Genomic DNA, 24,787 nt, shown 5'->3' on the forward strand with positions numbered 1-24,787 from the left:
TTATGAGAATATGTTAAATAGTGTTAGTTTAATATTGGGCATAGTATTTGCAATTTACTATTTTTATCTTAAAATAGTTTTTGGAGGGATTTCATTTAGTGAAATTTTCTTAGTTGTAGGAATCCTATTAATTGTTTATCAAATATTTAAGAATAAAATTAAAGAAAAGAAGGTTTTTTATAAATTGCTAAAGATAATAATTAGTGTTTTTCTAATAGTGTTCATAGTTACTGAAAGTTTGATTATTTTTTACCCCAAAAATAACTTTGAAGTAAAGAGTGATTATCTATTGATTTTAGGAGCTTCTGTAAAGAAGAATACACCAAGTACAACCTTAAAGGGAAGATTAAACATAGCCTTAAAATATTTAAAAGTTAATGATGATTGTTATGTGGTTGTATCAGGTGGTAAAGGAAATGGAGAAAATATAACTGAGGCAAAAGCTATGAAAGATTATCTTACAAAAAATGGTATAAATAAGAATAGAATAATAGAGGAAGATAAATCTACTAATACTTACGAAAATTTTAAGTATTCAAAGTCAAAGATAGAAGAACATAGCAAAGGAAAATTAAAAGACTTAAAAATAAAAATAGTAACAACGGATTTTCATGTTCTTAGAAGTAAAATATTGGCATATAGAAATGGATATAAAAATACCTCTTTTTATGCTAGTAAATCAAAACTTTCATTTATACCTACTTATTATACAAGAGAATTTTTTGCACTATGGAAAACAATTGTTTTTGATAGATAATAAATTAAGAAGACTGGATATAAATTATAAACCTATATCCAGTCTTTTTTTATATGATAAACCAAAAGTTATAAAATTATCTTTTCTTTTAATTTTAATCCATTTCTCATCTTTACAAATCTCCTTGGCATTTTATATTAATATCATAAACGTAAATAAAATATTCATAATATTAATACAAATCAATATAAAAATAGTTTCAAGATTGTACTAATTGTTATAAATATAGATAGAATTTTAAAAAGACTTTTTAGTTTACATAATAAAAATAAAGTTAACTAAAATTCTTAATTTTAGCTTGAGGCGTACAATTAGACGTTTAAATAAATTCTAAGCTTATTTTATCCTCAAAGGTATAAAACATCAATAAAAAATATATAAGCTACTTAAAAACTAAAATAATAAGTAGTTATTTTAGGCAAGATTACGAAAATAATTATAATAAAAAATACGAAATAATCAAAGTCAGTAAATGTTATAAAATTCAACTAGATTTCAACGTGTATTTTGAAGTTACTTTTAATTTGCTATTATTATTAAGTGAATAAAATACTGAGAATTTTGTGATTAAAATAGAACATAAATAAAAAATGAGATGTATATAGTTTAATCCGAAAAATATCTTAAGTTATTAAATTTGATTTTTTTTAAAAATAGTTTGTATGATAGTTTAGAATATAAAAGCATGGTTTTTAATTTATTTAAAACTAAAAAAAGAGAAAAAATAATAAAAAAAATTACTGACATTTTACTGACAAAATACAAATTTATCTTGTTATATATATTGAAAATACTGGATTAATAAAAAATGGCATAAAATAGTATATTTTATGCCATTTTTTATTTGTATGATAGTTTTTAAAAATTATAATCTAAATAGTTTATCTACCACAAAAAATACGTTATCAAATAGATTGGGGATTATGGAAAGAAAAAAAGAATATTATAGAAAAAAAGCATGCTTATTAAATGAAAATGTCACATAAAAGTATTTAAAAGAATAATATATTATGAACACAAAATTTTATAATTTTAAAGGAGTGATAATATGGCAACAGTGTCAGGCCAAATAATTTTTGATAGAGATAGAAGTGCTACTATCAACACTGGAGACACAGGAATAGCCAATGTACCAGTTGTGTTACAAAATATAACAACTGGAGCTAGACTTGTAGTTCTTACAAATGCTACAGGAAATTATGTGTTTACTAATGTTCCAAATGGTAACTATAGGATTGTAGAGGCTTTTGGAACTCCAGGAGGAATACCAGCACCAGGAAATTTTGCAACAGCAGTAATAGGTCCAGTTCCAATTGCCCAAGCACCACCTATTACTTTTGTAACAAATCCACCTGCAGGTTCAACAAACTTAGATTCTACAACACCTAATACATTACTAATAACAGTGACAGGTTCTGATATAACAAATCAAAATATATTAAATGGACCTGTAATTTATACACCTATACAAAATATATTGGACCCTTGTGTATCTGTATCTGATATAAATCTTATTACAGATGCGGATAATGGTACATTTGGTTTTTTCCAACCAGGCACACCAAGTAATACAGGTCCTGCAATAGAACCTTACCCAGGTGTAACTCCAGATTTTACGTATGTGGTACCAGACCCGACTAAGTTTACACCGATAGATGGAGAATACACAGTACAAAACATTATGACAAATGCGATGAGCAACGTTATAGGAGCTTGGTGGCGTATTGCTGACCATACTACAGGAAATGAAACAGGTAGAATGATGGTAGTAAATGGTTTTGATCCAGGCGCTGTATTTTTTAGATCAACAGTATCTGTTACACCTAATACTAATTTCCTATTTAGTACATGGATTTTAAATCTTTTTAAGGTAACAGGATATCCACCACCACAATTAGGCGTAAGAATACTTGACCAAAATAATAATATATTGTATCAGGCAACATTAGGAACTCAAATTCCAGTTAATACAAACGCACCAGAATGGAAAGAAGTAGGTACTATCATTAATTCTCAAAATAATAATCAACTTACAGTAGAATTTTTTAGTGAAGGAGAAGGTGCTGTCGGAAATGATTATGCTATAGATGATGTTTCTTTAAGAGAAATTGAAATACCAACATTTACTCCAATAAAAACAAGCAATACAACGGCTGCAAATGTAGGAGATATAGTCACATACACAGTTAGACTAGATAATACTTGTAGTAGTCCTTTAACTAATGTATTTTTTAGAGATATCGTTCCAAATGGTTTGTTATTTATACCTGGAAGTGTAACAGTTAATGGTGCATCTATATCAGGAGTAGACCCTAATATAGGTTTTACATTGCCAAATGTTGGAGGAGGGACAAGTGTTGAAGTAACCTTTGATGTAAGAGTAGAAGGTATTCCTAATCCAAATCCAATTAATAATATAGCAACTATAGATTACTCTTATACACCTGTAGAGGGAGGAATACCAAATGATTTTTCAGTAGATTCTAATCCAGTTCCACTTTTGGTAATAACAGCAGATATTGAAGTTACAAAGATGTCTGAGCCTGATGCTGTGAATCCAGGGGAAGAACTGATGTATACTATAAAAGTTATAAATAATGGACCATATCCATCTGAAAATGTAATCTTAACAGATAATATACCTGCTTCCATCTTGAATCCAGAGTATTCATCAAATGGAGGAATAACTTTCCAACCATGGACTGGAAGTCTTAATATAGGCACTTTAGGAGTAGGAGAAGTAAGAGTTATTATAATTAGAGGGGTTGTAAATCCATCAGCAATAGGTACTATAAGAAATACAGCTGTGGTATCTTCATCTACAGCAGACCCAAACCCTAGAAATAATACGTCTACAATAGATACAGAAGTAAGTCTGTTAGCAGACCTTTTAATAGTTAAGACATCAGAACCTAACTCAGCAGTTCCAGGTACTTTATTAAAATATACTATTGAAGTAGTAAATTTAGGGCCATCAAATGCTGAAAATATAGTACTAAATGATGATATACCAGATTCTGTTTTGAATCCAGAGTATTCAACAAATGGTGGGGTAACTTTCCAACCATGGACTGGAAGTCTTGGTATAGGAACTTTAGGTGCTGGAGCTTCAGTAACAATTTTAATACAAGGAATAGTCAGTTTAAACGCTACAGGAGATATAGTAAATACAGCAACAGTCGTTTCATCTACACCTGACCCAGATTTAAGTAATAATATATCAACTACTATTACACCAGTTAATCCACAAGCAGGTATTTCTATTATAAAAGTAACTGATGAGGATGTGGCTGTTCCTGGAGAAGAACTTGTATATACGATTGGAATTTTTAATGAAGGACCATCCAATGCTACGAATGTAGTTTTAACAGATAATATACCTGCTGCTATTTTAAATCCAGAATACTCAATAGATAATGGAGTAACTTTCCAACCATGGACTGGAAGCCTTAATATAGGTACAGTGGCACCAGGGCAATTAATAAGAATTATTATAAAGGGATTAGTAAGTTCAACAGCCACAGGATATATTACAAATACAGCAGAAGTAAGTGCAAATGTACCAGAACCAGTTGTAGATTCATCAACAGTGACAACTCCTATTATTGCATCAGCAGATATAGGTGTAATAAAGACTAACAATATGGATGCAGCAGTTCCAGGAGAAACTTTTAGCTATACTATAGTAATTACAAATGCAGGACCATCAGCTGCACAGAATGTTATTTTAACAGATAATGTACCAAGCTCTATTCTAAATCCAGAGTATTCAGTAAATGGAGGCGTAACTTTCCAACCATGGACTGGAAGTCTTAATATAGGAACTTTAAATTCTGGAGAGATAAGAAGTATTATAATAGAAGGGATAGTAAGTCAAACAGCAGTAGGTATGATTATAAATACTGCAACTGTAAGTTCACCTACACCTGATCCAAATCTAGACAATAATACTTCGACAACAGAAATAGAAGTAAGTTTATCAGCAGATATTTCTGTAATAAAAGAGAATGAACCAATTGCTGTACCAGGAGAAACATTCATTTATGTTGTTGAGGTTTCAAATGCAGGACCATCAGCTGCACAAAATGTTATTTTAACAGACAATATACCAACTTCTATTTTAAATCCAGAATACTCAATAGACAACGGAGTGACTTTCCATCCATGGACTGGAAGACTTAATATAGGTACTCTAAATGCTGGAGAAGTAAGAAATATTATAATAATGGGAACAGTAAGCCAAACAGCAGTAGGTATTATTGTAAATACTGCAACTGTAAGTTCAACTACGTATGACCCAAATCTAAATAACAATACTTCAACATCAGAAGCAGAAGTAAGCTTATCAGCAGATGTTTCCGTAATAAAATTAGTAAATAAAAAAGAAGTTTGTGTAGGAGAACGATTAGAATTTTTAATAAAAGTATCAAATGCAGGACCAGCAGATGCTCAAAATGTTATTTTAATAGACCATGTATCAAATAAACTTGGTAGGGCAGAATTTTCATTGGATAGAGGTATAAGTTTTAAACCATGGACTGGAAGTCTTGATATAGGTACATTACCAGCAGGGTCTTTAAGAGTTATTCTATTGAGAGGATTTGTAAAACCAACATGTAATGACAAACTAATAAATACTGCAAAAGTAACTTCAACAACGCCAGATTCAAATCCTAACAATAATATATCAAGAGTGAAAGTGAAAATTGAACAGTGTTGTTGTGATGACTCATGTTGTAAAGATTGTTGTTGTGACGACCCTTGTTGTAATTGTTGTAAAGATTGTTGTTGTGGCGATCCTTGTTGTAATTGTTGTAAAGACTGTTGTTGTGATAAACATAGTTGCAATTGCTGTAATGATTGTTGTTGCAATGAGCACAGTTGCAATTGCCACAATGATTGTTCTAAAAATAAGTCTAAATATTAATTTGCCACAATAATTTTATCCTAAATAAGATAAAAAGTAGATTTACAGTGTATGAAGAAAACATTTTATATTAATTAAAAAACATTAACCTTTTTATATTTGATAAGGACTAACTTCGCAGTGCTATTGCCTAAAGCGAAGTGGTCCTTATATAGTTTTGTTTTTTTAATAAAAATTATTCATATCTTTTACTTATCTAAATTTATATAGCCAAAAATAATTTAAGATTTATCACCTCAGGCTATTTTTATATTCATAAAGGTACATTTCTTTAAGTATATAGGTAAACTTTACTGCATTTTAAGAAGAAAAGAATTTTATTCCTATTGTTAAGGATGAGAATACTATTTTTTTATATTGGAATAATAAGAGTAAATCTATAATACAGAAAAGAGGTATTTCTAGTATGCATGAAAATAAAAAGAATTTATTAGATGGAAGCTTAGCTCAATATAATGATATAGCTGTTCCAAAAATACCAGTATTCGCTGGTAGTGATATAACTTCAGAAGTTTATTATTTTAAACCTAATCAAGTTCTTAATGCTCATAGACATCCTAATGGTGAGCAAATATTTGTGTTTCTAAAGGGCGAAGGTAAAATGAAGCTTGGTGAACATGAATGTGATGTAAAAGATGGTGATACTGTCTTTGTACCAACAGGAGAATGGCATGAGATTACTAATGGAAGCAAAGAAGAAATGGTAGCTGTTCAAATCACAAAAATCAATGCTGGAGCAGAATATAGAGGATAGATATATAAGTACAATTAGTACTTTAATTTCTATTTTATTATATAAACTTTAATCTCAAACTGTAAAAAGAGGCTATCTCAAAAGAGAGATAAGCCTCTTTTTCATTGTTGAAATGATGAACATATATTCTTTATTTTATATTTTTTATAGCATTCTCAGCAAACTCAGTATTTACAATATCTTTATAAGGTGCTTCTTTGTCTAATTCTTTGGCCTCTTTCATAACAGACATTAATTTGTTCAATCCTTCTTCTTTTAATACAGGATTTTGAGACCATGCATCTATTGATTTGTATCTATCTACAACTGTTGTTAAGTCTTCTAAAGATATATCTTCAAAGAAAGGTTGCATAGCTTTAGCTATATCCTTGCTAGGTGCTTGTTGAACCCATAGTTGACCTTTATAGACAGCATTTGTAAATCTTTGAATTAAATCTTTATTATTTTTCATATATGATTTAGTAGTGGAATAAGCTGTAAATGGTATTTCTCCAGAATCTTTTCCTATAGATGTAACTATATATCCACTACCTTCTTTTTCCATAGCTGTTGCTGTAGGTTCAAAAGCTGTTGTAAAGTCTCCTTCTCCACCTGCAAAAGCTCCTGCCATCACACCAAATTGGTAATCAGTCTAATTATAACACTAAAATATGTATTTAATTTTTTGATTAATTTCTTGAGATATTTGGGTAGAGTGTTAAAGAAAAATCATCAGATTTCTGACTAGCTTCTTTTTTATATACAGCATAATTAATTACAGTTTTAAGTAGTATGTTTTTTAAATAGGGTTCTTTCTCTTCTGTATATTCACTTAGAATTCTTTCAAGTTGAGGAATAACTTGCGTTTCAACTATTTTTCTTTCTTTTTCAATTTCAATATTTATATTTGTTTTATTTATAGCTTTTCTTATATTCTCTATACGAGATGTAAGTATATTTGAACGTTCTAGAAATGTATCACTGTCATAAATCCCTTGTTCTAAAAAATCATGTAGTCGCTCTTTTTGTTTTTCTAGATTATTAAATTCTTTATTTAAACTTACTAAAGTATTTTCTAAATTATCCTTAATTTTAAAACTATCTTTTTCTTCTTTTAAAGATAGTTTATAATCTATTACCCATTTGTTTAAAACTGATAAAATTTTATTTTCTAATATGTATAATTTTGTAGATTTATTTTTACAATTAGTACAAACCATATATTTCTCATGACCACTTGATGTAGTATTGGATTTAGCTACTAAAGTATGATTACAGTATCCACATTTTACAATCCCAGCTAGTGGATTAGTTATTTTATTGTTTGGTGTGGGAGAGTTACTACGTTTTTTTCTTATGTTCTGTGCTTCATTCCATATATCTTCGCTTATTATTGGTTCATGTTTTCCTTTTACTTCAATCTGTTCTTCGATTCCTCTTGTTCTACTAGAATTTCTTTTTCTCTCAACTTTATTCCATACTATATAACCACAATACACTTTATTTTTTATAATATCTCTAACTCCTTTTTCATACCAAGTCCTACCTGTTGTAGTTTTATAACCAAGTTCATTTAGATAACTAGATATTTTACATGCGCCATCTCCCTTTAAATACATATCAAAGATTATTTTAACAACAGTTGCTTTCTCTTCATTTATTATAAGTATTCTTTCTTTATTATTTAAATATTTAATGTCATATCCATAAGGTGGTGCTTGAGCTATAAATTTACCTTCTTCAATACTTTTAATTTTACCTCTTTGCATACGTCTAGATATTAATTTTAATTCTTTACGAGCCATAAAAGCTTCAAATTCGGAATATTCTTCATCAAATTCATCATTTAAATCATAAATTTTTCTAGGAGTAATAATTTTTGTTTTAGATTTTTTAAATGTATCCAATATTAATCCTTGGTCTTGCATATTTCCACGTCCTAAACGGTCAATATCCATTACTAAGACTGCATCATAGTCATTATTTTTAACCTCATCTAATAGTTCTATCATCTTAGGTCTGTATTTTATACTTTCACCAGAAATAAGTTCTTCTTTAATATTAATAACATTTAAATTTTTCTCTTTTGCTAATTTTAAAAGAGTTGTCTTATGTCTACTTAGTGTTTCAAATTCACCTCTATGTTCTGCTTCTTCATCAGCTCTGCTTTTGCGTAAATAAATTGCGACATTCATTAAATCACACTCCTTGAATATATTATATTCAACAACAAATTGATTATATTTAAAATATAAAAAATAAACCCTTAAAAATACACGATATATTTTTAAAGGTTTATTTTTATATAGTAATTTCTATAGTCCATTTAAAATCTCATACTTTAAGTAATGTTCATATTGTTATCTTTATACCTTAGCTATAAATTTTACGCTATTTTTTTACAACAGGTATCCATACTTCAAACTTAGCATTTTGTGGGTCTGGATTTAAGTAAAGCTCAATATCAGGACCATTGTCATATTCATATCCAGAAGTAGGCAACCATTCTGTTACAATACGCTTTTCTAGTTCTTGAATTGCTTGTGGGCATTGGCCTTCTCCAGAGAATATAGCCCAAGTAAAAGCTGGAATAGTGTATTCGTCTAATGTATTATCTATAGATTTTGTACTTGAAACTGATATAAAATATTTCCATTCTTCTAAATCATTGCAAATGCTTATACCTAATACACCTTGAGGTTGACTATCCATCATAGGTATTAATTTTTGAAGAGTTCCATCTAAAGCAACTTTTTGCCACATTTGAGGAACAATTTCAAAATTCTTTTCTAATTCAGTGTGAAGTGGTTGAGATACACCAACTATACGAAATGCTTCTTTTTTTTCGACTCTATAATTCATTTCTTCGGCTCCTTTTATACTAATTTTGAAGCTGATTGGTGGAAAGGCCTTCAAAGTTGTTATTTCTCCTTTTTTTATAACTGATGGAGCAACACCATGAATACTTTTAAATGCACGATTAAAGGCAGTTGGAGAAGAATATCCATATTTTAAAGCTACATCAATTATTTTTTTATCATCATTCTGTAATTCTACAGCTGCCAAAGACATTCGTCTACGACGAATATATTCAGAAAGTGGTACATCTGCCATATAAGCAAACATTCTTTGAAAATGATATGTAGAACAACAAGCTATTTTTGCAACCTGTTCATATTCAATTTCTTTTGTTATGTTTTCTTCAATATAGTTAATTGCTTTGTTTAATCTTTCAATCCATTCCATAAAATCAGCTCCTTGTAATTTATATAATATCTATTTTAAAATAGTTAATCCTCTCTTTCTATGCACTAATTAACTAGCTTAATAAAGAATGAACATGAGAAAGTCTGTAATTAACTACAAAAATGAACAAATAGTATTGTTTTTCACATTAAAGTATATCACAAATTAGTATCTAATTTTTATAGAAGATAACAGTTTTAATTGATTATGAAATTTTTATAATATTTTAGGTTAAACATTTAATTATATATAATATTTTATTCATAGTTAACTATTTTTGAGGGTTTGCTTTTAGTCAAGCAAAGCTTAGTTACTCAATTATAAATAATCATTGAGAATAGGACAATTTTTAAGATACATAAAATATAAAGAGGAGGGGATTTAAATGCCAAAGATAGAAAAAGACTTGGATGGTACAACTACTATAATATATCTCGACGACGATGTAGATGTTCCAACAGACGAGAATGGTTATAAAATATCCATGACAGTACTACATGGAAAGACAATCTGTCATGTAGTATCTCCTGAAACAACCTTAGGAAGAAAGTTCACATTAGAAGAAAAACAAGAAAAAGATACAATAATATATGAAGCAATAGAAAAAATAATGGTAGATAGACAATTACAAATAAAAGATTCAAACAAAGAAGTTGCTAGTCATTAGCACTTCTTTAATAAGTCAAGTAGGACAAGTATTTTTTATAATATTATTGACTTATAGTCTAATTAGACTATAATATAAACATAGATAGTCTAATTAGACTACTATGGAAAATAAATACAATAAGAGTTTAAGAAAGGACAATAACAATGATTAAATCATTTTTAATGTTAGGACAGTCCAATATGGCTGGAAGAGGATTCATAAGTGAAGTGACTCCAATTTATAATGAAAGAATACAGATGTTACGTAATGGAAGATGGCAAATGATGACAGAACCTATTAATTATGACAGACCAGTTTCTGGGGTAAGTCTTGCTGCATCATTTGCAAATGCATGGTGTTGTGAAAATCAAGAGAATAGAATTGGGCTAATTCCTTGTGCTGAAGGAGGCAGTTCCTTAGATGAATGGAATATAGATGGTATACTTTTTAAACATGCTATAAGTGAAGCTAAATTTGCCATGCAAAGCAGTGAATTGACAGGAATTTTATGGCATCAAGGAGAAAGTGACAGTAATAATGGCAACTATAAATTTTATTATAAAAAATTACTTTCTATTATTGAAGCTCTTAGAAAAGAATTAAATATTCCAGATATGCCAATTATTATTGGTGGATTGGGAGACTTCTTAGGAAAAGTAGGTTTTGGGAAAAGTTGTACTGAGTACGTATTTATCAATCAAGAGTTACAGAAATTTGCTTTTGAACAAGATAATTGTTACTTTGTTACAGCAACAGGCCTTACATCTAATCCTGATGGTATTCATATTGATGCAATATCTCAAAGAAAATTTGGATTACGTTATTTTGAAGCTTTTTATAATAAAAAGCATATTATGGAAGCATTAGCTAATGAAAGTGAGTTGATAATACCAAGTAATTCCAAGACATATACAAAAACAGAAAAAATATATATAAATAGTATGGACTTGGCACTAGGAAAGATATCATATGATGAGTTTGAATCTAAACTTATTAAACTTAATGATAATTAGATAAAATATTCATTAATATATTAGTAAATATAGCTTGAAAAAAGAGGTGATTTTTTGATACCATTATTAATTTTAGGATTATTAAAACAAAATCCAAATTCTTATGGATATGAGTTGTTAGCATTAATGGAGAAGAAGCATTACAAGTACATAGTAAATTTCACTAAAGGTTCTTTTTATTATAATTTACAGCAACTTGAAGAAAAAAAGTTTATTGAAAAAGTTGAAAATAAACAATCTAATAAAAGTAGAGAAACTCATAACTATATAATTACTGAACCTGGATGTCAAGAATTTGAAAAACTAATGTATAAGTATGGTTCTAAAACAGAGTATATAAATCTATCATTTTACGCAACACTGTTATTTGCCAATGATTATAAAAATGAAAAGTTAATAGAATTGTTGGAAACGCAAATTAAGCAAACTCAAGTAAGAATTTCTCTATTAAATGAATCCATAGAAAATAACAAAACAAATTCACATTATTTTAATAGGATGCTAGAAAATTCTCGTTCTCACCATTTAGTTAATATTGAATGGTTTGAGAAGTTACTAAATGATATTAAAGATTGATGTTAATAATAAAAAAATCTACATATATACTTTATATAAATGTAGGATATATAGATTAAAATAAGGCAGATAATTTCCAATTGCATATCTGTCTTTTTATTATATAAGATGTTAAAAGATATTTATACTATGTAAATAAAATTTATAAATATAAAGTTATTAATCGTTGAATTACAGACACTTAAGATGAAAAGTATGACATCTGATATAATAAAATTGTTTGAGTATTAATTAATGGTATAAATAGTTTTAATATAATTGTATTTATAAATAATTATAAAATAATAAATTAATTTTTTTATACTGACTTTTTTATAGTATAAATCGTTATATATAATGACGGAGGTGATAATAGTGAATGATGCTCGGATTATATCAAGAATAAAAGCAGGGGAAAAAGAATTATTTGATACTCTAATCAAAAAATACTATGATAGCATCTATTGTTATTGTTATCGCCATGTAGACAATCAAATGACTGCACAAGACTTAACCCAAGATGTATTTATAACAGTTATAAAAAATATAAGTGATTATAAACATTATGGTAAGTTTGAAAACTATTTATATGTTATTGCAAAAAATAAGTGTAAGGACTTATGGAAGAAAAAGCAACCTATATATTTAGAGTCATTAGATAAAGAGATGTCAAAGCAAGAATTAGCAGATGTTGAAAACAAAATATTTGTAAAAGAAGCTTTGATTAAATTACCAGAAGTAGAGTTTGAAGTGATAATTTTAAGATATTATCATGATTTAAAATTTAAGGATATTGCTAAGATTATGGGTTCAAGCGTCTCTGTCACAAAGTATAGAATGAATAGAGCATTAAAAAAACTAAAATTATATTTGGAAGGAGGTAAATTATGAATAATAAAAAACTTAAAGAAAGTCTATTTGAATATAAAGTTCCAAAATATGATGTTTCAGCAATTGAAAAAACGGTTAAAGCTATACATGAATTAACATTTAATAATGCAGATAAAAGAATGAATAGTATAGAATTTTTTATCTCTCAAATTGGCTTTATACGAAAAATAACTTGGATTATGCAATTTTTAGTACTGTGTATAATATGCTTATTTTTATTTAGTACATCAAGAGATAGCAATTCACTTTACAATACTTTATCCTTGATTTCCGCAACATTTCCACTTCTCATATTAACTAATATAGAAGAGTTAGCAAAAGTATATAATAGTAGTATTTTAGAGATAGAATTTTCAACCAAAAATACACTACACAAAATTATTGCTATAAGAATGCTTGTATTTGGAATAAGTGATTTGTTGCTTATGCTTATTGTCTTGATATCTGCAAAACAAATTATTAATTTAAATGTACTGTATATAATAATTTATATACTAGTGCCCTTTAACTTAATGTGTATAGGATGTATGGAAATTATAAATAGAAACAAAGGTAAAAATACGAATTATTATTGTATGATATATGGTGTATCTCTTGTATTATTGATATTTACACTAGGTACTTTTAGAAAAAGTATATATCAATTTGAATCAATAAACCAATGGCTAATCGTTTTTATAATCACATCAGTAATATTAATTTATGAAATAAGAAAAACATGGAGACATATTCGTTCGTTTGAAAATATTATTGTGTAAGAAAAAAATAAGAATATACAGTATCAGGAGGAATAAGTATGGAGCTAAGTGTAGAAGGATTAACAAAACAGTATAATAACAAAGTTATAGTAGATAAAATAGAATTTAGATTGAATGAAGGTATATATGGATTTTTAGGAGAAAATGGGGCAGGAAAGACCACTCTTATGAGAATGATTTGTGGGATATTAAGTCCATCATCTGGAGAAGTAAAGATAGATGGTAAAAATAACTTGGATATGGGAGAAGATTTTAGGGATATGATTGGATATCTTCCTCAAGACTTTGGATATTATCCAGATTTTACTGCAAAAGAATTTATGCTATATATAGCTTCATTAAAGGGATTGATACCTAGCCATGCAAAGAAAAAAACACAAGAATTATTAGAAATGGTTGGTTTATCAGATGTAATCAATAAAAAAATAAAAACATTCTCTGGAGGGATGAAACAAAGGCTAGGATTTGCTCAGACACTACTTAACGACCCTAAAATTTTAATATTAGATGAACCAACAGCAGGATTAGACCCTAAAGAACGAGTTAGATTTCGTAATTTGATTTCAAAATTCTCTAAAAAGAAAATTGTTATTTTATCTACTCATATTGTATCTGATGTAGAACATATTGCAGATAAGATTTTAATAATGAAAAAAGGAAGATTCATTTTAACTGGTTCAGTTGAAGAGGTAACTTCAAAAATAGAAGATAAAGTATGGAAATGTGTAATTAATGAAAATGAAGTAGAGTATATGTCTGATAGATATTGTTTAGCAAATATTCATCATTCTGGAGGAGTCGTAAATCTTAGAATTATAAGTGATATAAAACCACATGATAATGCATGTAATTTGAAACCAACATTAGAAGATTTGTATTTATATTGTATTAATGAGGAACTATAAATATATATAAGGAGATAAGTATGCCTACATTAATTAAATTTGAATTAAAAAAAATAATAAAGAGAAAGTCTACAATAGCAGTTATTTTAGGAAGTCTAGCCTTAAGCATAATCCTTTTTTCTTTAATGCCACTTCAAGAAAAAGCTAATGATGAGAATGGAAAAGAGTATAGAGGTCTACAGGCCATTGAAATAAAAAAACAACAATCTAAATTAAATGATGGGTACATAACAAATAAAAAAGTAGAAAACTCAGTTAAAGAATATCAAAAAATGTTTAATAATCCAGATAATATTATAAAAGATGAAAGTGGTTTTTCAGATTTTAAACCAGATATTTATTGGAAATTTTTTTATCCTAGTAAGAGTTTTTACAGTTTTATAATAGAGTCATATAGTAAGCCTAATGATTTTGATTCCTCTATAATTAGAACAATGTCACTAAAGAATGGCATTGATTTTTATAAGTCTAGAAATGAAAAAGTAAATACAATCTTAAATATGGAATATGCAGATGGAAATTATACACAAAAAGAAAAGGAATTTTGGTTATCTAAGAATAAGGAAATAAGTGAGCCCTATTTAAATGGATATTATCAAGGTTGGGATTATTTCATATTATCGAGAGATTTACTGATTTTTACTATATTAGCTATTTGTATAAGTATAGCTTCTGTATTTTCAGGAGAATATCAATCAGGTACTGATTCAGTGATATTATCTTCTAAATATGGAAAAAGTAAAGTTATAACAGCCAAAATAATAAGTTCCTTTTTATTTGGGACAATTATTTTTATTATAAACACAATTGTATGTGTTGGAATACTCACTCTGTCTTTTGGAATGGATGGATGGAATTTACCATTACAACTTACAACTAGTTCAGTTCCATATCCATATACACTTTTACAGGCAACATTACTAAGCATATTAGTTATTTATATTATATTAATAGCATTAATTAGTTTTACACTTTTATTATCTTCTTGCATGAAATCACCTTTTCCAGTTTTAATTACAAATATAATAATACTTTTCGTACCGATATTTTTACAATATAGTGAAACCAACAAACTTTATAATCTGATTTTACGAATTTTGCCATCAAATGCTATTTCATTTTCGTTTGCCAATTATATAGATTACAAGATTGGTAATTTGATAATAGATTTACCAACTATGATTATTTTTACATGTTTAGTACTTGCAATTATTTTCTTACCTTTTACTAAAAATAATTTTAAAAAACACCAAGTTAATTAAACTATATAACATAAAAAGCTTGAGTATACAGAAATAAATTATAGTTAATTTCTGTATATTCAAGCTTTGAAGTTTTGTATTTAAGTTGAGCAATTATAAAATATGTAGTTTAGAGATTATAAGTTTATGTTATAAACATACTGATTTTTGTACATCAGTTCTTACATTAACATTACCTGCTTTTAGATTTTCTCCTATAGTAAGTCCTTTGTCTTTTAGAACATATTCAAAAGTCATAAGTGGAACTCCACCTTTTCTGCCACCTAATATTTCTTTTCCTTTTAAATCATCATAAGAGAAATTAGACATTTTTTTTCTAGCTACTAAAAAACTTCCATCTCTTTTAGTCAATTGAGCAAAGTTCACTGCATAATCATTTTTATTTTGATTATATACATATATAGATGCTTCAGGACCCATTAGACCTACATTTGCTTCACCTGAAATCAAAGCTGCCATAGTTTTATCAGCACCTTGAGTATTTATAAGGTCGATTTTTATACCTTCATCTTCAAAAAAACCTTTTGTAATAGCAGCATATTGTGGAGCGTAAAAAACGGAATGAGTAACTTCTGCTATAGTTACCTTATCTAGATTTTTAGATGAAGAGTCATCTTTTTTATCATTGGAACTAAAATCACATCCAGTTAGACATAGCGTGCCTATAACAACAGAACTTGCAATTGCAACTATTTTTTTAAACATAATAAATACCTCCCATAAGACATCCGAATAATATATAATATTAAATATTTATTGTAGTTGTTACAAAAATGTATCTATATTTATTCAATTTCTACAAAAACCTAAAAATAAATTTAAGTTTTATGTTTTAAACAATGCTTAATCTTGGGTAAATTATATTGATTATTTATAATTTAAAGGGTAAAATTAAAATAATATTATTCTAGAGTACTATATATAAATACTAATTTATACGAAAAGAATTTATATATAAAGTTAGATTATTTTTATATGAAATAACCTAACTTTATATTTTGCAATTACTTGAGTATTACTGGAAAACATAATTAAAATGGAGGAAATTATATGAAACAAAATAAATATGATAATAATGAATTCTTTGATAAATACAGTAAAATGGAACGTTCTATAAACGGTCTAGCAGGTGCTGGAGAATGGCATGTTTTAAAAAAAATGTTACCAGAATTTAAAGGAAAACGCGTTTTAGATTTGGGCTGTGGATTTGGATGGCACTGTCAATATGCAGTTGAAAATGGAGCAGATTCTGCTGTTGGAATTGATATTTCAGAAAAAATGCTAAAAGAAGCTAGAAACAAAACAAAATTTGATAATATAAAATACATATGTATGCCTATTGAAGATATTAATTTTCCAAAAGATAGTTTTGATATAGTTATTAGTTCTTTGGCACTACATTATATTCAATCATTTGAAGATATATGTAATAAAATAAGTGACTGCCTTTCAAGTGGAGGTGAGTTCGTATTTTCTGTTGAACATCCTATATTCACTGCATATGGAACTCAAGAATGGTATTGTGACAAGGATGGTAATCATCTTCATTGGCCAGTTGATAGATATTTTACAGAAGGAGTACGTAAATCTAATTTTTTAGGAGAAGAAGTTATAAAATATCATAAAACACTGACAACTTATCTAAATACTTTAAATAAAACTGGATTTGAAATATTAGAAATAATCGAACCTCAACCAGAAGAAAAACTATTAGATACAATTCCTGAAATGAAAGATGAATTACGCAGACCTATGATGTTACTTGTGACTGCAAGAAAAAGATAGTAAAGAATAGTTAATTTAGCTTATAGAGAAAATTTTAAATGCTAAGCTGAAAGATTAATCGTATTTTTTAAAGAAGGCAAAAGTAGTGATTTCTTTTGCCTTTTCTAGTAAGTAATAATTATACTTCTACATAATATATTTCATTTCCATTTTGTTCTATAAGTTTTTTCATGTCTTCAAATTTCAAAAACACAGTAGCTGTGTTGTCATTTGGATGTATACCTATTTTATCCATTTTTAATAAATCTTTATCAAATACAACTTTTACAACAGCATCTGTATCATTTAATATACCAAAAGGAGTTACAGCTCCCTTAGTAAGTTTTAAGTATTTCTGAAGTCTTTCTTCTGATGCAAAACTAAGAGGCTTACTATCAATTTGTTGACGAATGTCTTTTAAATCTGCTTTTTTATCCTTACCTAGTACAACTAAAAAATGTTCTTTCCCTTTAGCATCACGAAGAAATAAATTTTTTACAACAAATTCCATATGTAATGTTTCTAATTGTTCCATTTCTTCAATTGTATAAACTGGTGGATGATTTACAGCTTCATAAGGTATATTTAATTCATCCAATTTTCTATATACTTCTTGTTGTTGAGTATCCATAATATCCTCCTATTAGAAATTTATTTTATATATAAACAATATTATCACATAAAACTTCAAAAGAAAACGTTTTATGGTGTGTAAATGCTATATTATTTGCTTTTAGATAAAGCTCTAATGTACAAATATAATTCTATAAAGTTAAAAAATTTTAAAAATACTTGTAAAAAGAACATTATTTACTATTTATAAATTATATAAAAAGAGATTATATAAAGTCACATATGAAAAAACTATATTATACTATCTTTTCTTTTTGGAATAAACTATACTTTAAATAGAGATATTTAATTTTAATAAATTTTACAGTATTAACAGTAAATTACCTTAGAAAGGAACGTGCTTTATATGTCTACAGACAAAGTTGTTGGAATCATAGATGAAGAAACTGCAGAACTTGCTGGAATTGAATATACTGGTAAAATTTATGCTTCTTCTGGTGTTATAAAACATATAAAGAAAAAACATAGGTGTCAATTAAGTAAGGATATTGTTAATGATATAATAGATACTATAAAAATGGTACTCAAATCTCCTGAATATATAGGCAGTCATCCTAAAAAGCCTGGAAAAAGTGTGGAGTTTATAAAAAAAATTGGTGATTATATTTTAGTGGCTACAGAACTAGATACAAAAAAGGGATATTTATATGTATCTTCACTATATGCTATAAAAGAAGCGAAATTAGAAAGTAGAATTAGTAGTGGAAGAGTAAAACAATACGAAAGTTAACATAATATTATTATTTTTGAAACTATTGAAAAATATTGTTAAATAAGTTATAATATTAATATATATGTAGATATTTATTAGTTAGATTTGAGGTTGGAAAGGGCACCCAATACGCTACTATGGAGTAGTTAATAGAGATGCAGGATACGCCGCCCTGCCAAATCTAATTACATTTAAAAGAGAGGATTAATTCCTCTCTTATTGTTTTTTGAACTATTAAGTAAATTTATATAAAAGATTTGAAGTATAAGAATACTTACTTTATCCTAAATAATTTCTTAGATATTCATATAATGTGATTTATGGAATAATATGAATAATCATATATCTATAAAAAAGTATTTTTTGTATTAGTTTCTAAAAATTTAGTTAGAAACTATATCATTATGGAAAAAAATGTATTATAATATTTAGAAATATTATAATAAGGGGCGATTAGATATGAGTTTATCAAAGAAAATAGAAGATAAGAGAAAAGCTAAACAAAGAGCTGAAAAAGTTAAGCAAGCTAAAGTTGCTACAGCTGGTGTAGTGTTAGGAGCAGTTACTGGTGCAGTGAGTGGAGTATTGTTGGCTCCTAAATCAGGAAAAGAAACAAGAGAAGACATAAAAGATGCTTCACAACAGATTGTTGAAAAAATAAATATTAAAACAGTAGATGTAAAAGATAAAATGTCTAACAAGCTAGAAGATAGAAGAGGAAATTTTATGGAGTCAAAGAAAAAAATAAGAAAGTATATAGATACTAAAAAGAACATTGAGCATTCTAATGAGGAAGATAAAATAATAGATATTGTTGAACCAGTTAGTGTCACTGAGGAATAGGAATGAACAATACAATAACAATCAATATAAGTATAATATATATATTATTAGCTATACTTGGATGTGTTGCTTTAGTTTATTTAATTATTGTACTTGCTAAATTACATAAGATTTTAAGTAATGTTGGAACTGTTTTAAATGATAATACACAAAATATAAATACAACTTTAAATAATCTTCCTAGTGTTGTAGAGAATTTTGGAGAAGTAGGAGAAAATATGAAAGATGTAACCGAAGCAGTTACTGAAGTTACAGCAGATTTTCTTGTTACTAAAGACAGTGTCAAATCAAATATGGATGTTATAGTTGATATATTGACTATAATCAAAAACATTTTTTTAGATAAAAAATAATTCTAGTTTTAATGAAAAAATTATTAAAACAGAAAATAATTTATCGATAAAATTAATATGAATAAATAAAGATGTATCTATTAATTAATAAACTAACAAGTAGATACATCTTTTTATTAGATTTTTATAAAATAATCATTCTCTTATAATTTATCTATTTGTTTTAATGCTAATTTAACAGTTTCATATCTATCAGCACCATTTATTACTACATCACCTTTTACAAGTTTATTAGCTTCTCCACCTATAACATAAACTTTTTTCCCTAAACCTTGCTTATAACTAGATGCTTCAACCATTAAAGCATCTTTTAATTGCCAGTATAAAATCTGAGCTGCTACTTTGTCAGCATCTCCTGTATAAACTATTACATTTTCATACACTTTATTTACCCCCTGAGAATCTGATATAGATTTATTTAATATTCCTTCTGCTATCAATTTAGCAACTTTATCTTTATTGTTAATGTAGTAATCTGTATCTGCCTTACTATCTACAAAACATACTTCTATTAATATTGCTGGTGCATCAGTATGATTAAGCCAATAAAGACCTCTAACATCAGATTTTGCTCCTCTGTTTTTAAATACTGTAGCTAATTTAGCATTTACTCTTTCTGCATGTATTTTCCCATTATTAGTTTTATATATTGTTTCTGTACCTTCTGGAGCTGAAGTTGTGACATTTGCATTAAAATGAATTTGAACAGCTAAATCAGTTTCTTGTTTGTTTGCTATTTTACACTGGTCTGCTAAATGATTATTTGATTCATCAACTCTTCCTGTGTAAACAGTAGCTCCCCCCATTTTAAGCCATTTGACAATCAAGTCATTCATTATTCTTGTTTCTTTACCTTCATTTATATATCCAACAGCTCCTGTACCTTTTCCAGTTAAAGTATGCCCTGGTATTACTACTACTTTCAAGCTATGCATCTCCTTTTCAATTAAATTTAACCTCTATTTAATATATGCATAACTTAGAAATTTGTTTCTTTTTATGTCTTATAGATTTAATATAAGATATCTTGTAAATTCATAGAGTATTTAGGTAAAATGTATTAAAGTTATAGTTTTGTATATAATACATTGCTTGATTTCAATAATTTTATAGCATATTCATCCATTCTATATCCATTTCTATAATATATATGTTTAATTCCAGATTGAATTATGGCTTTAGTACAATTTAAACATGGAAAATGAGTTACATAAATGGAACAATCTTTAACTGCGATACCTTCTTTGGCACAATAGTAAAGAGCATTTTGTTCAGCATGAATTGTCCTAATACAATGTCCATCTCTCATCTCATGACCAACTTCACTGCAATGCTTATCTCCAGAAATACTACCATTATAACCAGTAGATACAATTCTATTTTCTGAATTTACAATTATAGCACCTACATAGGCTCTATCACAAGTACCTCTTTCAGCTACTGTCTCACATAATCTCATAAAATATTCTTGCCATGAACATCTATTTTCAATTTTATTTTCCAAATTAATCCCTCCAAACTTATATCTAATATATAAGGTTTATACCTTAAAAATAGTATTAAAAACAAATTTATATATAAATATGTTAGAAACAAAGCAATTTAAAATAAGAAAACTGTCTCAATAAAATCGAGACAGTTTTATAATCAAGGTTTATAATAGAAGTTCATATTTTTCTTTAAATTCTTTTACAGCTTCAGGCCATGCCTTTTGCTCTGTAATCCCTTTTTCTTTAGCTATTTTAATTGCAATTTTTCTTATCATTGCAGCTCCCTCTAATATTCCCATTTTTAATCTCCCTTCAAATATCTTTTTGTATAGAATATAAATAGTGCTAAGATTTATTACATGCTGCATATACAATATTTATACAACATGTAACTTCTAAATTCCTTTTATTTTCATACGTCTTTAACCGACATATAATTATATTCAGTAAGTTTTAAAATTATCACTTAAATAATTATTATTTAATCTTTTTTATTATTTACTTTCTTATTTACACACTAAAAACTGTAGGTAAATTTGTCTTATATCTTCACAAATATTCCTACAGCTTTAATTATTAAAAATGTATCTCTTTAATTTCGAAAAATGATTACTTATAAGAAATCATTCCTTATTATAATCACTAAAATAATCAAATATCTTGAATAAAATTTTACTTATCTAGAATTGTATATTTTTTCTATAATATTAACTACAGCGTACATTGCCCATGCACAGATAGCCAATACAAATACGCCCATCATTACTAAATCTAATTTGAATACTTGAGAGCCATATACTATTAAGTATCCTATTCCATATCTTGAAACCAAAAACTCTCCAACAATTACACCTACCCATGCCATACCAATATTAATCTTAGTTAAATTTATCAAATTTCCTGTATTTGCAGGTAGTATAAGTTTAAAAAGTATTTGAGATTTACTTGCTCCAAAACTTTTTAGCATTTTAATTTTCTCTTCATCTATATTCATAAAATAATTGTAAGCTGAAAGTATAGTAACAACAACCGAAATAGTTACAGCTGTTACGACGATTCCTTCTATTCCAGCACCTACCCAAACTATAATTATAGGAGCCAAAGCAGTCTTAGGAAGAGCATTTAAAACTACCAAAAATGGGTCTAATATTTTTGATAATTTCTCTGACCACCAAAGAGCAATTGCTACCAAGATACCTAAAACAGTCCCTATAACAAGACCAAGGACAGTTTCATATACAGATATTCCAATATGCTTAAATAACTGTCCACTAGATGCATACTGAATAAATAAATTGTAAATATCACTTGGTTTGCTAAATAGAAATGTATTTATAACATTTAAGTCAGCTAGAAGTTCCCAGACTATGATAAAACCAATTAGAATTAATAACTGGTAGAACAATACATTTCTTTTTTCTCTTTTTACACCTTTAACATAGTTTATATATCCTTCAGATCTTTTATTAAGCCTCATGTGTATCTAGCTCCTTCCATAATATGTCGAAATACTTTTGAAAATCCGGAACTTTACGTGTTTTGAGAGGCGTTTTTGTTCCATCCATATTAAGTTCAATATCGTAAATGTTTTTTATGGTAGCAGGTCTTTTAGATAATATTGCAACCTTATCTGATATGCTTATTGCTTCTACTATCACTAAGAAAGTGCAACTAATTATTTAAAGAAACAGAATCATCTATTTCAGCACCCATATAAATAATGTTAAGGTCTCCTAAACTACTATCCCAAATAATAGAATCAATAATAGTAGACAATAATAATCTCTTATCCTCTAGGCTAGCATTATCAACTTCATTATTAAATTTCTTCAAATTACTAACAATAATGTCCAAATTAAAACAATCACTACTAGTATTTATATCACTAGACTCTAAGTCATCAATCTTACTCTTTAAGATACTAATCTCATTATTTAAACTTTCAACTTGAGAAATTATGTAATCAGAAGCGATACTGCCAGTATTTTTTGCAAGCTCTTTAATTAAATTGTTAATAAGTTTTTCCTTCTCTAAAACCTTGTTTTTAAGTAAATCAGTCTCGGAGTGTAAATCATTAAAGGCATAATCAATCTTGATTTTATTACTATCAAATGCACTTATGATAGATTCTAAATCACAATTTTTAATTTTATCTACAACTAAACTTTCAACTAATGGACCATTAAGATTTTTACAGTTACAACCATCAACACCAAGTGTTTTTTTAGTTCCACATACATAATAATATTTTAAATCTTTATCAGTTTTTTTACCTTTATAAGTGATTCTCATATTAGCACCACACTTACCACATTTTATAAGACCAGATAAAAGAGCAGTTTTACCAGTTGCTATTCTAGGCGCTTTATCTCGATTTTTATCCAGTTGATTTTGTGTTTTAAGCCATATCTCAGGTTCTATAACTCCAAGATGCTTTGCAATTGCAGCTATGGAATCAGATGTATTTTTAGCATATGTCAATATTCCACATTTTCCATCTGGAGTTCCTATAACCTCCATACCATTGTCTCTGAGATATTTTAAAATTTCATCATTAGCTTTTACATATGCTGGATTTCTAAGTATTCTAGATAAAGAGCTAGGGTCAAATTTACCACCATGAGGACCTCTTATACTATTGTGATAGACATATTTATATAATTTTGATAAGGACCTAAATTCTAAGTACTTATTATATATTAGCTTTACAATCTCTATTTGCTCATCGTTTACTTGGAGTTTATACATACTTCTTTCTTTTAGATTTTCATCCAAAAAAGTGATTTTTTCACTGTTAAATCCATGAGGTGTTTTGCCGCCAAGCCATCTACCACTACGAGCCAATTCATACATATTATCTTTTACACGTTCTGCAATGGTTTCTCTTTCTAATTGAGCAAATACACTTGATATAAACATCATAGCTCTTCCCATTGGAGTAGAGGTATCAAATTGTTCTTTAATAGATATAAACGATATATCTAGTTTGTTTAATTTTTCTATTAAAGTAGAAAAATCAGATACATTTCTCGAAATTCTATCCAATCTATAACAAATTAGATAATTAAATTTTTTGTCCTTGGCATCTTGCATCATTTTTTTAAATTGTGGTCTATCTATATTACTACCACTAAAGCCCTCATCTTCATATATATAAAAATCTTCTATACCAATAGATTTGGCATAATCCATACATAGTTGTATTTGATTTTCTATAGAATCACCTTTCCCAGTGAATCTTGATTTTCTTGAATAAATTGCAGCTTTCAAAATTAAGACCTCCTATAAATTCGAGC

Annotated in this window: 24 protein-coding genes; 14 read left to right on the forward strand and 10 right to left on the reverse strand. The window is 27.6% G+C overall.

The genetic code is table 11. The features are described 5' to 3' along the window. Positions 1 to 10: 10 nt before the first annotated feature. The 3 genes from ACTG46_RS09990 to ACTG46_RS10000 all read left to right on the forward strand — a co-directional run bounded on the left by ACTG46_RS09990 (position 11) and on the right by ACTG46_RS10000 (position 6,438). Positions 11 to 757, forward strand: coding sequence for a YdcF family protein (locus tag ACTG46_RS09990; RefSeq protein WP_479924042.1), 747 nt, complete (start codon positions 11 to 13; stop codon positions 755 to 757). A gap of 1,048 nt (positions 758 to 1,805) precedes the next feature. Continuing rightward, complete coding sequence (locus ACTG46_RS09995; protein WP_479924043.1) at positions 1,806 to 5,684, forward strand: hypothetical protein; 3,879 nt, start codon at positions 1,806 to 1,808, stop codon at positions 5,682 to 5,684. A 406-nt stretch (positions 5,685 to 6,090) separates the two neighbouring features. Beyond that, the gene (locus ACTG46_RS10000) at positions 6,091 to 6,438 is read left to right on the forward strand and encodes a cupin domain-containing protein (protein WP_479924044.1); all 348 of its coding nucleotides are present in this window, start codon (positions 6,091 to 6,093) and stop codon (positions 6,436 to 6,438) included. A 130-nt stretch (positions 6,439 to 6,568) separates the two neighbouring features. Here ACTG46_RS10000 and ACTG46_RS10005 read toward each other — a convergent pair whose 3' ends face one another. The 3 genes from ACTG46_RS10005 to ACTG46_RS10015 all read right to left on the reverse strand — a co-directional run bounded on the left by ACTG46_RS10005 (position 6,569) and on the right by ACTG46_RS10015 (position 9,663). Continuing rightward, positions 6,569 to 7,048 carry an ABC transporter substrate-binding protein gene (locus ACTG46_RS10005; RefSeq protein WP_074178151.1) on the reverse strand — a complete coding sequence of 160 codons (480 nt, stop codon included), beginning with the start codon at positions 7,046 to 7,048 and terminating at the stop codon, positions 6,569 to 6,571. A gap of 58 nt (positions 7,049 to 7,106) precedes the next feature. Further along, a complete protein-coding gene (locus ACTG46_RS10010) occupies positions 7,107 to 8,612 on the reverse strand; it encodes a recombinase family protein (RefSeq protein WP_479924045.1) in 1,506 nt (501 codons plus the stop codon). A 196-nt stretch (positions 8,613 to 8,808) separates the two neighbouring features. Continuing rightward, on the reverse strand, positions 8,809 to 9,663 hold the full coding sequence (locus ACTG46_RS10015; RefSeq protein ID WP_054276716.1) for an AraC family transcriptional regulator: 855 nt from the start codon (positions 9,661 to 9,663) through the stop codon (positions 8,809 to 8,811). Between the two features lie 385 nt (positions 9,664 to 10,048). On the opposite strand from ACTG46_RS10015, the gene ACTG46_RS10020 reads away from it, so the two are divergent. From ACTG46_RS10020 to ACTG46_RS10050, 7 genes are all read left to right on the forward strand, one after another. Then, positions 10,049 to 10,330, forward strand: a complete 282-nt coding sequence (locus ACTG46_RS10020) for a hypothetical protein (RefSeq protein ID WP_054270325.1) — start codon at positions 10,049 to 10,051, stop codon at positions 10,328 to 10,330. Positions 10,331 to 10,476: 146 nt separating this feature from the next. Then, positions 10,477 to 11,325 (forward strand): sialate O-acetylesterase, encoded by an 849-nt coding sequence (locus ACTG46_RS10025; RefSeq protein ID WP_479924046.1) that lies wholly within the window; start codon positions 10,477 to 10,479, stop codon positions 11,323 to 11,325. Positions 11,326 to 11,379: 54 nt separating this feature from the next. Next, positions 11,380 to 11,901, forward strand: a complete 522-nt coding sequence (locus ACTG46_RS10030) for a PadR family transcriptional regulator (RefSeq protein WP_479924047.1) — start codon at positions 11,380 to 11,382, stop codon at positions 11,899 to 11,901. Between the two features lie 354 nt (positions 11,902 to 12,255). Next, entirely contained in the window at positions 12,256 to 12,771 is a 516-nt protein-coding gene (locus ACTG46_RS10035) for an RNA polymerase sigma factor (RefSeq protein ID WP_074178152.1), read from the forward strand. After that, positions 12,768 to 13,529 carry a hypothetical protein gene (locus ACTG46_RS10040; RefSeq protein ID WP_479924048.1) on the forward strand — a complete coding sequence of 254 codons (762 nt, stop codon included), beginning with the start codon at positions 12,768 to 12,770 and terminating at the stop codon, positions 13,527 to 13,529. The genes ACTG46_RS10035 and ACTG46_RS10040 overlap by 4 nt, the downstream gene beginning before the upstream one ends. 38 nt (positions 13,530 to 13,567) lie before the next feature. Further along, complete coding sequence (locus ACTG46_RS10045; protein WP_054270330.1) at positions 13,568 to 14,434, forward strand: ABC transporter ATP-binding protein; 867 nt, start codon at positions 13,568 to 13,570, stop codon at positions 14,432 to 14,434. A gap of 20 nt (positions 14,435 to 14,454) precedes the next feature. Then, on the forward strand, positions 14,455 to 15,696 hold the full coding sequence (locus ACTG46_RS10050) for an ABC transporter permease (protein ID WP_479924049.1): 1,242 nt from the start codon (positions 14,455 to 14,457) through the stop codon (positions 15,694 to 15,696). Between the two features lie 129 nt (positions 15,697 to 15,825). On the opposite strand, the gene ACTG46_RS10055 is transcribed toward ACTG46_RS10050, so the two are convergent. Next, positions 15,826 to 16,401, reverse strand: coding sequence for an ABC transporter substrate-binding protein (locus ACTG46_RS10055; protein ID WP_407811752.1), 576 nt, complete (start codon positions 16,399 to 16,401; stop codon positions 15,826 to 15,828). Between the two features lie 345 nt (positions 16,402 to 16,746). On the opposite strand from ACTG46_RS10055, the gene ACTG46_RS10060 reads away from it, so the two are divergent. Further along, positions 16,747 to 17,481, forward strand: coding sequence for a class I SAM-dependent methyltransferase (locus tag ACTG46_RS10060; RefSeq protein WP_479924050.1), 735 nt, complete (start codon positions 16,747 to 16,749; stop codon positions 17,479 to 17,481). Positions 17,482 to 17,599: 118 nt separating this feature from the next. Here the strand turns inward: ACTG46_RS10060 and ACTG46_RS10065 are convergent, their stop codons facing one another. After that, positions 17,600 to 18,091 carry a prolyl-tRNA synthetase associated domain-containing protein gene (locus ACTG46_RS10065; protein WP_074178158.1) on the reverse strand — a complete coding sequence of 164 codons (492 nt, stop codon included), beginning with the start codon at positions 18,089 to 18,091 and terminating at the stop codon, positions 17,600 to 17,602. Between the two features lie 348 nt (positions 18,092 to 18,439). Between ACTG46_RS10065 and ACTG46_RS10070 the strand changes: the two genes are divergently transcribed. The 3 genes from ACTG46_RS10070 (at position 18,440) to ACTG46_RS10080 (ending at position 20,001) form a co-directional block, all read left to right on the forward strand. Then, a complete protein-coding gene (locus ACTG46_RS10070) occupies positions 18,440 to 18,823 on the forward strand; it encodes a PBECR3 domain-containing polyvalent protein (RefSeq protein WP_054270335.1) in 384 nt (127 codons plus the stop codon). A gap of 441 nt (positions 18,824 to 19,264) precedes the next feature. Further along, positions 19,265 to 19,648, forward strand: a complete 384-nt coding sequence (locus ACTG46_RS10075; RefSeq protein WP_054270336.1) for a YtxH domain-containing protein — start codon at positions 19,265 to 19,267, stop codon at positions 19,646 to 19,648. Positions 19,649 to 19,650: 2 nt separating this feature from the next. Beyond that, positions 19,651 to 20,001: a hypothetical protein gene (locus tag ACTG46_RS10080; RefSeq protein WP_054270337.1), complete on the forward strand. Its 351-nt coding sequence runs from the start codon at positions 19,651 to 19,653 to the stop codon at positions 19,999 to 20,001. A gap of 143 nt (positions 20,002 to 20,144) precedes the next feature. Here the strand turns inward: ACTG46_RS10080 and ACTG46_RS10085 are convergent, their stop codons facing one another. The 5 genes from ACTG46_RS10085 to ACTG46_RS10105 form a co-directional block, all read right to left on the reverse strand. Beyond that, complete coding sequence (locus ACTG46_RS10085; RefSeq protein ID WP_479924051.1) at positions 20,145 to 20,927, reverse strand: N-acetylmuramoyl-L-alanine amidase; 783 nt, start codon at positions 20,925 to 20,927, stop codon at positions 20,145 to 20,147. A 140-nt stretch (positions 20,928 to 21,067) separates the two neighbouring features. Beyond that, complete coding sequence (locus tag ACTG46_RS10090; protein ID WP_074178160.1) at positions 21,068 to 21,505, reverse strand: deoxycytidylate deaminase; 438 nt, start codon at positions 21,503 to 21,505, stop codon at positions 21,068 to 21,070. A gap of 150 nt (positions 21,506 to 21,655) precedes the next feature. After that, positions 21,656 to 21,790 carry a hypothetical protein gene (locus ACTG46_RS10095; protein ID WP_054270339.1) on the reverse strand — a complete coding sequence of 45 codons (135 nt, stop codon included), beginning with the start codon at positions 21,788 to 21,790 and terminating at the stop codon, positions 21,656 to 21,658. A gap of 377 nt (positions 21,791 to 22,167) precedes the next feature. Beyond that, positions 22,168 to 22,968 (reverse strand): ABC transporter permease, encoded by an 801-nt coding sequence (locus tag ACTG46_RS10100; protein ID WP_054270340.1) that lies wholly within the window; start codon positions 22,966 to 22,968, stop codon positions 22,168 to 22,170. Positions 22,969 to 23,162: 194 nt separating this feature from the next. Further along, positions 23,163 to 24,761 (reverse strand): recombinase family protein, encoded by a 1,599-nt coding sequence (locus ACTG46_RS10105; protein WP_479924052.1) that lies wholly within the window; start codon positions 24,759 to 24,761, stop codon positions 23,163 to 23,165. Between the last annotated feature and the right edge of the window lie 26 nt (positions 24,762 to 24,787).

The organism is Clostridioides sp. LIBA-7678 (assembly GCF_056716065.1).